This window comes from Serratia sp. PL7, from assembly GCF_945957435.1.
On record NZ_CAMFLB010000014.1, the window covers coordinates 147,501 to 160,343 of the forward strand.

At 56.4% G+C, this 12,843-nt stretch carries 14 protein-coding genes; 12 read left to right on the top strand and 2 right to left on the bottom strand.

The window, feature by feature from the left end:
- Positions 1-6 precede the first annotated feature (6 nt).
- The 12 genes from pilM (at position 7) to trpS (ending at position 10,335) form a co-directional block, all read left to right on the top strand.
- The gene (gene pilM / locus N6G83_RS36070) at positions 7-849 is read left to right on the top strand and encodes a type IV pilus biogenesis protein PilM (protein ID WP_199062666.1); all 843 of its coding nucleotides are present in this window, start codon (positions 7-9) and stop codon (positions 847-849) included.
- Entirely contained in the window at positions 849-1,385 is a 537-nt protein-coding gene (locus N6G83_RS36075; protein ID WP_211135828.1) for a PilN domain-containing protein, read from the top strand. The genes pilM and N6G83_RS36075 overlap by 1 nt, the downstream gene beginning before the upstream one ends.
- Complete coding sequence (locus N6G83_RS36080; protein WP_211135827.1) at positions 1,378-1,887, top strand: hypothetical protein; 510 nt, start codon at positions 1,378-1,380, stop codon at positions 1,885-1,887. The genes N6G83_RS36075 and N6G83_RS36080 overlap by 8 nt, the downstream gene beginning before the upstream one ends.
- Positions 1,880-2,227, top strand: coding sequence for a DNA utilization family protein (locus tag N6G83_RS36085; protein WP_024527570.1), 348 nt, complete (start codon positions 1,880-1,882; stop codon positions 2,225-2,227). Before N6G83_RS36080 ends, N6G83_RS36085 begins: the two co-directional genes overlap by 8 nt.
- A gap of 9 nt (positions 2,228-2,236) precedes the next feature.
- On the top strand, positions 2,237-3,484 hold the full coding sequence (gene hofQ, locus N6G83_RS36090; RefSeq protein WP_211135826.1) for a DNA uptake porin HofQ: 1,248 nt from the start codon (positions 2,237-2,239) through the stop codon (positions 3,482-3,484).
- Between the two features lie 552 nt (positions 3,485-4,036).
- A complete protein-coding gene (gene aroK / locus N6G83_RS36095) occupies positions 4,037-4,558 on the top strand; it encodes a shikimate kinase AroK (RefSeq protein WP_005271698.1) in 522 nt (173 codons plus the stop codon).
- A gap of 94 nt (positions 4,559-4,652) precedes the next feature.
- On the top strand, positions 4,653-5,750 hold the full coding sequence (gene aroB / locus N6G83_RS36100; RefSeq protein WP_024527568.1) for a 3-dehydroquinate synthase: 1,098 nt from the start codon (positions 4,653-4,655) through the stop codon (positions 5,748-5,750).
- 281 nt (positions 5,751-6,031) lie between these two features.
- Positions 6,032-7,027, top strand: coding sequence for an SPOR domain-containing protein (locus tag N6G83_RS36105; RefSeq protein ID WP_024527567.1), 996 nt, complete (start codon positions 6,032-6,034; stop codon positions 7,025-7,027).
- Between the two features lie 84 nt (positions 7,028-7,111).
- Positions 7,112-7,933, top strand: a complete 822-nt coding sequence (gene dam, locus N6G83_RS36110) for an adenine-specific DNA-methyltransferase (protein WP_024527566.1) — start codon at positions 7,112-7,114, stop codon at positions 7,931-7,933.
- A 26-nt stretch (positions 7,934-7,959) separates the two neighbouring features.
- Complete coding sequence (gene rpe, locus N6G83_RS36115) at positions 7,960-8,637, top strand: ribulose-phosphate 3-epimerase (protein WP_024482734.1); 678 nt, start codon at positions 7,960-7,962, stop codon at positions 8,635-8,637.
- Positions 8,630-9,328, top strand: coding sequence for a phosphoglycolate phosphatase (locus N6G83_RS36120; RefSeq protein ID WP_211135825.1), 699 nt, complete (start codon positions 8,630-8,632; stop codon positions 9,326-9,328). The genes rpe and N6G83_RS36120 overlap by 8 nt, the downstream gene beginning before the upstream one ends.
- A gap of 2 nt (positions 9,329-9,330) precedes the next feature.
- Positions 9,331-10,335: a tryptophan--tRNA ligase gene (gene trpS, locus N6G83_RS36125; protein WP_021181695.1), complete on the top strand. Its 1,005-nt coding sequence runs from the start codon at positions 9,331-9,333 to the stop codon at positions 10,333-10,335.
- A gap of 122 nt (positions 10,336-10,457) precedes the next feature.
- Here the strand turns inward: trpS and cysG are convergent, their stop codons facing one another.
- Together cysG and nirC are read right to left on the bottom strand one after the other, a co-directional pair.
- Positions 10,458-11,861, bottom strand: coding sequence for a siroheme synthase CysG (gene cysG, locus N6G83_RS36130; RefSeq protein ID WP_211135824.1), 1,404 nt, complete (start codon positions 11,859-11,861; stop codon positions 10,458-10,460).
- A 53-nt stretch (positions 11,862-11,914) separates the two neighbouring features.
- On the bottom strand, positions 11,915-12,715 hold the full coding sequence (gene nirC / locus N6G83_RS36135; protein WP_024527563.1) for a nitrite transporter NirC: 801 nt from the start codon (positions 12,713-12,715) through the stop codon (positions 11,915-11,917).
- Positions 12,716-12,843 lie beyond the last annotated feature (128 nt).

The following is a 12,843-nucleotide window of genomic DNA, read 5'->3' on the forward strand; positions in this document are numbered from 1 at the left end:
TGAAATATGTTTTCTCAAACGTGGCAGGTGGGGTTGGATATCCAGGATCACTGCATCAGAGCGCTGGCTGCGCAGCGTCGGCGTAACGGTTGGCAATTGCGCCATTGGTGGCAACAGGCATTGCCCTACCCGGCGCTGCGGGCGGGGCATTTAGAGAGTTCTGCAATGTTGGTGACGGTACTCAAGCAGTGGCGTAGCCGGTTACCAAGACATATTTCCTTACGCATTGCTTTACCCGCACAGCGGGTTTTACAGCAGACGTTGCCCCTGCCAGACCTGCGCTTACAGGAGCCGGTTCGCCATGACTACATCACCACCCAGGGCCTGAAACAGTTCCCGTTAGACAGCCAGACGTTGGTAATGGATTACCGCCAGGCGCAGCCCAATACCCATCAGTTGCTGCTCACCGCGGCCCGCCAGCAGGAGCTGCGACAATGGCTGCAATGCCTGCAACTGGCGGATCTGCATCCCCAGGTGATCGATATCGCACCGAATGCGCTAAGCATGATGGCCGCATTTGCTGGCTTGGCTCCCGATGCCGGGCTGCTGCATCGCCTGGAGTCGGAATGGCTATGGGTAGCACCGCAAGCGATGCCCTTTGCTTATGGCGTCTTGCCTGCGGGGGAAGCCGTCGGCGTCAAGCAGGCGTTGGCAGCACTGCGTTCAGCTTGCCCAGCCATGGGGGCTAAAGAGGTGTATTACAGCAGCGTGCTGGACGAGGCCGCGCCAGAAGGCACCATGCCCTGGTCACCGTTCACGGCTTTCAGCCGCTTATACCCGCCGCTACCTGCTCAGCCGATGGCGTTTGCTCTGGCTGGCGGGTTGGCTCTGCGCCGCGAGGATGCCTGATGTATCAGGTCAATCTGTTGCCCTGGCGCCTCAGATGGCAGCGGCAACGCTACACCTTCTGGTTACGCTGCTTCGTTGCTCAATTGCTGTTGATGCTGGCTATGCTCACGGCGGTCTACTTTTTGCTGTTCTACCAACAGGCCAGGCAACATTCGATATTACAGGGCTTAACGCAGCAACACACTGAGCTGACAGGGCGTATTCAGCAGACGCAGCAAAAGATGGCCGAATTGACCCGTTTGGCCGCAGAAAGTGCCCGTTACCAGCACAATCGTGCGCAGAACCTGCGTTACCTGTCGTTATTGCAGCAGCTCTCGGTAACGCTGCCTGAAACCCTGTGGCTCACGGATTTTGAAGAGAACGCCAAGGGGATCTTGCTGCGGGGGCAAGGTGGGGCGTATGAGGAGATTGTCACCTTTGAGCGGCGGTTGGCCGGGCTACCTTTGTTGCAGGGCTGTCGTCTGGTTGAAGTCACGCAACGCAAGGAGGGAGGGTTGGCGTTCACTCTAACGGCACGCTGGGGGCAAGATGGATAAGCCCCTGCCAGACTGGCTGCTCCCCTGGCTCGCCCGGCCTGGTTGGCAACTGCTGGCGGCTCAATGGCTGGTATTAGCCGGGGCTGGGCTGTTGGCCGGCAGTGGGCCGATCTCGGGGGAATGGCAGCGGTGGGAAAGGCTGGATGAGCAGCGTCAGCAGTTGGAACACCAGATTGCAGAGCGTCAGCAGCAACTTAGCCGGCTACCGCCGCTAGCAGAGCTTGAACAGCGGTTGGGGCAGCAGGTGTTGATCGTGCCTGATGAGCCGGGGGACTTGGGGACTCAGCTCTATCAGCTTGGGGGGCGGCTGCTACGTTTCCAGCAGCAGGGGAAACCAGCTCAGCAAAAGCTATGGTTACAGCTAGATTTCGGGGGCTTGCTGCGCTTGTTGGAGGCGCTGCCATCCACCCGCAGGATTGGGCAAATGAAGGTCGAGAGGCAGCCCGAAGGGTTAACCACTCAACTGACTCTGATTAGCTTAGAAGAGGCGGCGGATGAATAAGGCGTGGTGGTTTTGGCTGTTGTTCTCGGCCCCGCTGTGGGCTGAACAGTATCGCGATCCGTTCCAGCCACCGCTAACGGCGGCCTGCGCCGATCCTGCCATTTCACCGGAGGGCTGGCGGCTGAAAGGGGTTATTGGCACGCCGGATTTGCGCTATGGCTGGGTGGTCACCTCGCAGGGGCAGTGGTTGGGGTTATTGCCCCGGCAGCGGGTGCTGGATGGGGATTGGCAAGTGATGCAGATCCAGCCCCGGCAGCTTGAACTCGTCGCGCAGGATAGGGCGGAAGCCTGTCGGCCACACACGGGCAGTGTGGTGCTCACGTTGGGAAAGAAAACGTAAGGAAAAGCGATGAAAGGATATCAGTGGCTTTTGGTGGGATGGCTGGCTCTCCCTTTGGCGGTGATGGCAGGCGTGCAGCAGGAAAAGCCGGTGTCGCTGGCATTCCATGATACCCCGGCCAGCCTGATTTTACAGGCGCTGGCGGAGTATCAAGACTTGAACCTGGTCGCAGCCGAGGGTGTCGATACCAATCTGACACTGCGTTTGGACAATGTTCCCTGGCAGCAGGCGTTGGCAGTGGTGTTACGCATGGGCAAGCTGACGATGACGCTGGAGGGCAATGTGATGATGGTTTTCCCACAGCCGGATGAGCCGGAGCTGCTTCGTCGGCAGCGGGCGTTGGCGCAGCAGGAGCCGCTGCACAACCTGACGATCACGCTGCAAAACGCGGAGGCCAGCGAGATAGCGCAGAGCCTGGATAGCCAACGCGGCAAATTATTGACCGAGCGTGGCAGCGTCGTGGTGGATAAACGCAGCAACGCGTTGTTGCTGCGTGACACCGCTCAGGCGCTGGCCCAGTTGAAAACCTGGGTGGCAGAGATGGATACCCCGCTGGAACAGGTGCAGCTGGCTGCCCATATTGTCACCATCAGCAGCGAGAATTTGCGGGAGCTTGGCGTAAGGTGGGGGTTGGCAGCAGAAGAAAGGCCAGCCAAAACGTTGCGGATAGACAATTTCAGCGTTGGCCTGCCGGTAGAAAACAGCGCCATAACGGCCGGTTTCCACCTGGCACGCATCAGCGGGCGCATTCTGGATCTGGAGCTGTCGGCGCTGGAGCAGGAAAATCAGGTGGAGATTATCGCCAGCCCGCGCCTGCTCACCGCACATCTGCAAACCGCCAGCATTAAACAGGGCACGGAAATCCCCTACGAAGTGTCGAGCGGCTCCAGCGGTGCCACCTCAATCGAGTTCAAGGACGCGGTGCTGGGCATGGAGGTCACGCCCAAGATTTTACCCAATGGCCGCATCACCCTGGCGTTACAGATCAGCCAGAATATGCCCGGGCGTTCGATCAAACAGGGCGAAGGAGAGGCGCTGGCGATCGACAAGCAGGAGATTAAAACCCAGGTGACGGTGAAAGATGGTGAAACCATTGTCTTAGGGGGCATTTTTCAGCGTCAGCGTAACCAGGTGACCGATAAAGTCCCTGGCGTGGGCGATATCCCGTTGCTGGGATCGCTGTTCAAACACAGCAATCAACAGCATAAAAGGCGCGAGTTGGTGATTTTCATCACGCCCACACTGGTTAAAGTCTAAATTGTCTCGATGGTGATGTTTGGTGCAGTGATGACGCCAAGGCCAAATGAGGGAAACCGACGAAAGTTAGCGTTAATCTGCCAAATCGCGACATCCCGTTACTTTTTCAGATAAACTCCAAGCGGAGATCTCGCTGCAATGCTCGGTTCATGAGGTCTCAGTCCAAAATCCTAGCCGTTGAAAACGCTTAAAAGTTGGCAAGCAAATGCACTTTTTTTCGTGCCTTAGAGGCATCTGAGTTTGACGCTGCGGCCGATTTAGCTTACAAGGGTTACCGAATTGAGCACCGAGGTTTTTTTGTTAATGCTGTACCCGTCGTCTTCCAGGCTGAAACCTGGGATCCATAGGGTATAAGACGCCGTTAAAAACGTATGGTTTCCCTCCTGCGGCGTGGATAGTGATTTATTCGGTTGCCAAACTACCAAGAGTGTTGAGATAATTTTTCGTCTGATCTCGCACTATCGCTCATGAGGTTTCAGTTTAGGTCCCGCCGCTAATTTGATTGGCGGGGCGGGTTATCATTAACGAATTGTCTTAGTAATACCGAAAAACATGGCAGAGAAACGCAATATCTTTCTGGTTGGGCCTATGGGTGCCGGCAAAAGCACTATTGGCCGTCAGTTAGCTCAGCAACTCAATATGGAGTTTTTCGACTCCGATCAAGAAATTGAGCGACGTACCGGAGCTGACGTGGGCTGGGTATTCGACGTGGAAGGGGAAGAAGGTTTCCGCGATCGTGAAGAAAAAGTCATTAATGAACTGACGGAAAAGCAAGGGATTGTGCTGGCTACCGGCGGGGGCTCGGTTAAGTCGCGTGAAACGCGTAACCGCCTGTCGGCGCGTGGTGTCGTGGTCTATTTGGAAACCACTATCGAGAAGCAGTTGGCCCGTACTCAGCGCGACAAGAAGCGTCCGCTGCTGCAGGTAGACTCTCCTCCGCGTGAGGTGCTGGAAGCGCTGGCTAGAGAGCGCAATCCGTTGTACGAAGAAATTGCAGATGTCACTATCCGCACCGACGATCAAAGCGCTAAAGTGGTTGCCAACCAGATTATCAACATGCTGGAAAGTAACTGATAGCGGGTTCCGTGTTGGCCGCGGGCAAATGCGGAAATTCTGATTGTGTTCCCCGCGTTGGCGGGGATAAACCACACCGAGAACTGAGCGCGACATGGAGAGAATTACCGTAACGCTTGGGGAGCGTAGCTACCCGATTACCATAGCCGCCGGATTGTTTGACGATCCGGCTTCTTTTATGCCGCTAAAGGCGGGTGAACAGGTCATGCTGGTCACCAACCAGACTTTGGCACCCTTGTATCTGGAGCGTATCCGGTCGGTGCTGGAACAGGGCGGCGTAGTGGTGGATCAGGTGATTCTACCTGATGGCGAACAGTATAAATCTCTGGCCGTACTCGAGCAGGTGTTCTCGGCGCTGCTGGAAAAGCCCCACGGTCGCGATACCACGCTAATTGCCCTCGGCGGCGGCGTTATTGGCGATCTGACCGGCTTTGCCGCAGCGTGCTATCAACGCGGTGTGCGTTTTATCCAGGTTCCTACCACGCTGCTCTCGCAGGTGGACTCCTCCGTTGGCGGCAAAACCGCCGTCAATCATCCGCTCGGTAAAAATATGATCGGCGCCTTCTACCAACCGGCTTCGGTGGTGGTAGATCTGGACTGCCTGCGTACTTTACCGGCGCGTGAACTCTCCTCTGGTCTGGCGGAAGTGATCAAGTACGGGATTATTCTCGATGGTGATTTTTTTGTCTGGCTGGAAAATAATATTGATGCGCTGGTTGCGCTGGATATGGACGCGTTAGCGTACTGCATCCGCCGCTGTTGCGAATTGAAGGCCGAAGTGGTGGCCGCAGATGAACGTGAGAACGGTCTGCGGGCGTTGCTCAATCTGGGCCATACCTACGGCCATGCCATCGAAGCCGAAATGGGCTACGGTGTCTGGTTGCACGGTGAGGCGGTGGCGGCAGGCATGGTGATGGCTGCTGAAACAGCACGCCGCCTGGGTCAGTTCTCGGCTGACGATATCGAACGGATCAAGGCGCTGCTGCTGCGTGCCGGGTTGCCGGTTTGCGGGCCGCAGGAAATGACGCCTGAGGCCTATCTGCCACACATGCTGCGTGATAAAAAAGTGTTGGCGGGGGCGTTGCGTTTGGTATTGCCGAAGGGCATTGGTGAAGCAGAAGTTCGTGGCGGTGTCGCCCATGAGCTGGTGCTGGCATCCATCGCCGACTGTTTACCAACACAGCGCGCGTAAGTCGGTTACACTCAATAGCGTTAACGTTTCGCCAGGTCGATATGCAGCCGTTTCTCTGCTGCTATCCGGGCTGTACCTTGCCCACCGGGCAATTCCATGGATGGCGTAATTTGACGCAGGTCGACAGCGCTTGAGCTTGCGGGCTATAACAGTAGCTTGGCTGCTGTTAGACTCTATAAAAATTGTGCGCAGGGCGAGACAGATGTCGCTTTGCCATCATCGGGTTAATAGTCTCGAACCACCTGGGTGGCGAGATTTTGCCTCTAGTTGGAGGGTTTCAGATGGATGAATTTAAACCAGAAGACGATCTCAGGCCTGATACCAGCGATCGCCGTCCTTCGCGTTCACGTCGGCCAGCCGCAACTGGGCCTCGTTTTGCCGTTTCACGCCAGCATATGATGATTGGGATAGGCATTTTGGTGCTGTTGTTGCTGATCATCGGTATCGGTTCGGCGCTGAAGGCACCTACTAAACACGAGGCAGCGCAACAGCAAGGGGCAACCCGTGACATCAATCTGTCGGGCTCATCGTCGCTGACCACCAGCAACAATGGCGTTGCGGGCGGCACTACGGATACCAACGATAACAACGGTGTCAGCACCTCTCAGCCTCAGACTGTTAGCGTCCCACCTATCTCCAGCACGCCGACCGAAGCACAAGCTGTAGCGCCACAGGGCGGTGCTGGTGAGCGTGTCGATCTGCCAGGCAACATGGCCGATGCCTTATCTTCACAACAAGGTCAGGTTGATGCTGCTGCCGCGCAAAGTATCAATGCCCCGGTTTCCACTTTACCAACCGCTCCGGCGACCGTGATGAACGGTGCTGCCGCGCGCCCGGCGGCGAATGGCAATGCAACTGCTGCGACGCAGCCGCATAAAACGCCTGCCACCAAACCAGCAGCAACCAAGCCGACAGCATCGGTCAAACCTTCTGCGACCACCACCACGGTTTACACCCCACCGGCCAAAGGCAAGAGTGGTGTGGTGAGCGGCAGCGGAAGCTCACTGAAAACCGCACCGGGTAGCCATTACACGCTGCAGTTGAGCAGTGCCTCACGCTCCGATACGTTGAATGCCTTTGCCAAGCAACAGAATTTGCCACACTTTATGGTGTACGAGACCAAGCGTGATGGTAAACCCTGGTATGTGTTAGTGAGCGGCAACTACGCTTCTTCGGCGGAGGCCAAGCGTGCCATCGCCACGCTGCCGGCGGAAGTTCAGGCGAAAAAACCATGGGTCCGTCCTGTACAGCAAGTACAGCAAGACCTGAAAAAATAATCATTAATTTTGTGCGCTGATGTGCTGTCTGAAGCAGAGTACATATCCGCCGCTCTGAATTGTAATAAGTAGCTAACTGACGGCATGAAGAAAAACCGCGCTTTTTTAAAATGGGCTGGTGGAAAATACCCGCTGATAGACGAGATCCGTCGTCATTTACCAGAGGGTAACTGCTTAATCGAGCCCTTCGTGGGCGCGGGTTCAGTCTTCCTGAACACAGAGTATGAGGCTTATATTCTCGCCGATATCAACAGCGACCTTATCAGCCTGTATAACATCGTTAAGCTGCGCACGAATGATTTCGTGCGCGATGCCCGCTTGCTTTTCACCGACGAATTCAATAACTCTGAGCAGTTCTACCTGCTGCGCGAAGAGTTCAACACCACCGCCGATGAGTATCGGCGCGCACTACTGTTCCTGTATCTGAACCGCCACTGCTATAACGGCCTGTGCCGCTATAACCTGCGTGGTGAGTTCAATGTGCCGTTCGGGCGTTACAAGAAACCCTACTTCCCGGAAGAAGAGCTGTATTGGTTTGCTGAAAAATCACGCAATGCCACTTTTGTCTGCGAGCACTATCACGATACCATGGTGAAGGCGACCCAAGGTGCGGTGGTCTATTGCGATCCGCCATATGCTCCTCTGTCGGCAACGGCGAATTTTACCGCTTATCACACCAACAGCTTTAGCCTGGCCGATCAGCAAGGGCTGGCGCGCATTGCGCATCAGCTGTCGGTTGAAAGCCAGGTGCCGGTGTTGATTTCCAACCATGACACCGAGCTGACGCGTGACTGGTATCAGCATGCTTCGCTGCATGTGGTGAAGGCTCGCCGCACCATCAGCCGCAATATTTTAGGCCGCAGTAAAGTGAACGAACTTCTGGCGCTGTATAAAAAAGCTGAATAACTCGACCCCTACGTTTGGAGAAGCGGATGAAAAAGTTTTTGATTGCCCCGTCCATTCTGTCTGCAGATTTTGCCCGCCTGGGTGAAGATACTGCCAAAGTGTTGGCCGCCGGCGCCGACGTGGTGCATTTTGACGTGATGGATAACCACTACGTGCCTAATCTGACGATCGGGCCAATGGTGTGCGAAGCCTTGCGCAATTACGGCATTACCGCACCGATTGACGTCCATCTGATGGTAAAACCGGTCGATCGCATCGTGCCGGACTTTGCCAAGGCTGGGGCAACCTACATCTCTTTCCATCCCGAAGCTTCTGAACACGTCGACCGTACCATCCAACTGATCAAAGAGAACGGCTGCAAGGCGGGTCTGGTGTTTAACCCAGCGACGCCGTTGAGCTATCTCGATTACGTGATGGACAAGATCGACGTGATCCTGCTGATGTCGGTCAACCCCGGTTTTGGCGGTCAATCCTTTATCCATGGCACGTTGGACAAGCTGCGTCAGGTTCGCAAACTGATCGACGAAAGCGGCCGCGATATTCGCCTGGAAGTGGACGGCGGCGTGAAGGTCGACAACATTGCAGAGATCGCAGCAGCGGGGGCGGACATGTTCGTGGCAGGCTCCGCCATCTTTGGCAAACCGGATTACCGTGCGGTGATCGATCAGATGCGCAGTGAGCTGGCAAAGGTGAGTCATGGCTGATTTTAGCGCCATCCGTGGTCTGGCCTTCGATCTTGACGGTACGCTGGTAGACAGTGCGCCGGGATTGGCGGCGGCCATTGATATGGCGTTGGCGGAAATGGGTCTGCCGCAGGCCGGTGAGGCCCGTGTTGGCACCTGGATTGGTAACGGTGCCGATGTGCTGGTCCAGCGTGCGCTGCGCTGGGCAGAGGTGGAAGCCACGCCGGAGCGGTGTTTGCAAATGCGTCAACGTTTCGACCATTTCTATGGGCAAACCGTAGAAAGCGGTAGCCGCCTGTTCCCACAGGTAATAGATACGCTGGCTCAGTTGGCCAAGCTTGGCTACCCGCTGGCGCTGGTCACCAACAAACCGACACCCTTTGTGGCCCCTTTGCTGACGTCGCTCGGCATTATCGACTTTTTCTCGCTGATCATCGGCGGTGACGACGTGGTGGAGAAAAAGCCACATCCTGCCCCGCTATATCTGGTGTTCGGCAAGCTTGGCCTGCGGGCCGGTGAAGTGCTGTTCGTCGGGGATTCGCGCAATGATATTCAGGCGGCGCAGGCGGCAGGTTGCCCGAGCGTCGGTCTGACTTACGGATATAACTACGGTGAAGCGATCGCCCTGAGCCACCCCGACCGCGTGTTGGAGCGCTTCGCCGATTTGTTGCCCGCACTTGGGCTGTCATCTTTAGAAGATCGGGAAATTTAACTATGAGTAAGCCCATCGTTTTCAGCGGCGCGCAGCCGTCCGGTGAACTGACTATCGGCAACTACATGGGGGCGCTGCGCCAGTGGGTGCAGCTGCAGGACGAGTTTGATTGCATCTACTGTATCGTCGATCTGCATGCCATCACCGTGCGTCAGGATGCACAACAGCTGCGTAAAGCCACCCTGGATACGCTGGCGCTTTACCTGGCCTGTGGTATCGATCCAGAGAAAAGTACCATCTTCGTGCAGTCTCATGTGCCGGAACATACGCAACTGAGCTGGGTGCTGAACTGCTACACCTATTTCGGTGAACTGAGCCGCATGACCCAGTTCAAAGACAAGTCGTCGCGCTATGCGGAAAACATCAACGCCGGTCTGTTCAGTTATCCGGTGCTGATGGCGGCAGACATTCTGCTGTACCAGACCAATCAGGTGCCGGTCGGTGAAGACCAGAAGCAGCATCTGGAACTGAGCCGTGACGTTGGCCAGCGCTTCAACGCGCTGTATGGCGACGTGTTCAAGGTGCCGGAGCCGTTTATTCCGAAATCTGGCGCGCGCGTGATGTCGCTGCAAGAGCCGACCAAGAAGATGTCCAAGTCGGACGATAACCGTAACAACGTGATTGGTCTGCTCGAAGATCCGAAGGCGGTGACCAAGAAGATCAAACGTGCGATGACCGATTCCCAGGATCCGCCGGTCATTCGTTACGACGTTGCCAATAAAGCGGGGGTGTCCAACCTGCTGGATATCCTGTCCGGTGTGACCGGCAAGAGCATTGCCCAGTTGGAAGCCGAGTTTGAGGGCCAGATGTATGGCCACCTGAAGGGCGCAGTAGCAGAGGCCGTGTCTGGTATGTTGGTCGAGCTGCAAGAGCGTTATCACCGTTTCCGCAACGATGAGGCTCTGTTACAGCAGGTGATGCGTGATGGCGCGGCGAAAGCCCGTGCTCGTGCGCAGGAAACCTTGGCGAAGGTGTATGAAGCCGTAGGTTTTGTACCGCATCCTTAATGGGGGCAGACACCGTCTCAACCCGTTCCCAGGTAGGGGCGCAGCATGCGGCGCCCCTAGGATCGAAACTACAAGCTTAGCAACATTGCTCCCAATCTGAAGCGGCCAAAGGGTCGCTTTTTTTATGCTATTTTGCTCAGGTCTGCCGGTGTTTTCCGGCTGGCAAACCAGTTCAGCTTGCTGCGCAGGCTGACGACGCTGCCAACGATAATCAGGCTTGGGCTCTCAGCTTGTTTTGCTAGCTCACCCAGTTGTGCCAGCTGGCCTTCGATCACTCGTTGGTGAGTTGAGGTGCCGTTTTCGACCAGCGCCACGGGCATCGAGGCAGCCATACCGTGAGCGATCAGCTGCTGCTGGATTTCTGCCGCCTGAGTTAACCCCATATAGAACACCAGCGTTTGCTGCTTGGCGGCAAGCTGTGCCCAGTCCAATCCGCCGTCGGCTTTGGCATGCCCCGTCACCAAACGCACGCTTTGCGCGTGATCGCGGTGGGTGAGGGGAATGCCGCTGTAGGCCGAACACCCCGAAGCCGCAGTGATCCCTGGTACTACCGAGAAGGGAATATCCGCTTCGGCCAGCGTTTCCAGTTCTTCGCCACCACGGCCAAAGATGAAGGGATCGCCCCCTTTCAGCCTGACGACACGCATGCCTCGCCTGGCCTGTTCCACCAGGATCTGATTGATGTGTTCCTGTGGTACGCAATGGTATCCGGCACGCTTGCCCACAAAGATACGCTCGGCATCGCGGCGCACCAGGGCCATAATTTCTTCAGAGACCAGGCGGTCGTAAACGACCACGTCAGCCTGTTGGATTTGTTGCAGACCTTTCAGCGTCAGCAGGCCAGCATCACCGGGACCTGCACCTACCAGCACCACTTCGCCCTGTTCTTCAGGACGATCGGCGAACAGCTTTTCAACCTGCTGGTTGGCCTGCGGGGTATCGCCGTTGGCCAGGGACTGCGCCAGCCTGTCGTGTACGAACAACCTTTCCCAGAAGCGGCGACGAGCGCCAATGCTGCCAAACTCCTGCTTCACCCGCTGGCGCAATGAACCCGCCAACTGAGCCAGTTGGCCCAGGTGCTGCGGCAGAATGGCTTCCAGTTTTTCCCGTAGCAGACGTGCCAGCACCGGGGCTTTGCCCCCGGAAGAAACGGCTACCATAATCGGCGAACGATCGATAATCGAAGGCATGATAAAGCTGGCGCGTTTGGGGTCGTCCACCACGTTGCAGAACACCTGCCGTTGGTTGGCGCACTGATAGACCAGGGCGTTGACTTCCACCCGATCGGTTGCGGCAATCACTAACCATTTCTCGGCCAGCAAGTCGGCAGAAAACTCACCTTCTACCAGCGTCACCTGGCCCTGTTCGGCCCAGATCAGGAATTGCTCACTGAACTCAAGCGAGTTGACGGTTAACTGCGCACTGGCCTCCAGCAGCAGGCGAGCCTTACGTTCAGCGACTTCCCCGCCGCCGACCAGCAGGCAGGCTTTGTGTTGCAGTTGGCAGAAAATGGGTAAGTAATCCATCGGCAATCCTCGGGGAAGTGGTAAACGGGGGCCATCGTTCACACCCAAAAGCATTATGCGGTTTGGCGAGCAGCTGAAATCTCAGCCTGTGGACGCTGGGCACGTGGCGTGGCATACCAGTAACCGAGGCCCATAAACACGGCACCAGAGAACATGTTGCCCAGAGTCACCCACAGCAGGTTATGACCGATACCGCTAAGGGTATAGGCTTCGCTGTGGTGGCCGAACCAGGACAAGGCAAACAGCGTCATGTTAGCCACCGAGTGTTCGTAACCGGAAGCGATAAACGCCAGCAAACACCACCAGATGGCGATGAACTTGGCCGCGCCTTCAACACGCAACGCCATCCAGATCGCCAGGCAAACCAGCCAGTTACACAGTACGCCTTTGAAGAACAGCACTTCTGCAGGGGCGGTGGTTTTGGCCAGCGCTACGGTATGCACCAGGCTGGTATCAATCGGCAGCAGGCTACCACCGCCGTAGTAATACATCAGCGCGACCAGCACCGAACCGAGCAGATTTCCTAGCCAGGTTTGTGGCAGTACGGCCCACATCTGGCGGTGCTTGATGGTACCGGCCTTGACGCCCAGCATCAGAAACATGGTGTGGCCAGTGAACAGCTCTGAACCGGCGATGATCACCAGTGTCAGTGCAATACCGAAGGTGGCACCCATGACCAACGGACGGATGGACGGATCCACCAGGTTGCCGAGGGTAAAGATCAGGATAATACCAAGGCCGACATAGGCCCCGGCCATAGCGGAACTGATCCAAAAGCCAAGCGGACTCTCTTTGGCCAGTTTGACGATGCGTGCCGCGTTGGCAGCGCATTTGTTGATGGTGTCGGTGAACATAGATTTCCCTGGAAATAAATAATAAAAAGTGTGTTTGTAAGGGTAATACCGGTCAGTTAGGCAAAAAGAGACGCTCTCACCCTAACTCTCTCCCACAGGAAGAGGGGACCGATCGAGCTAGTTGAACC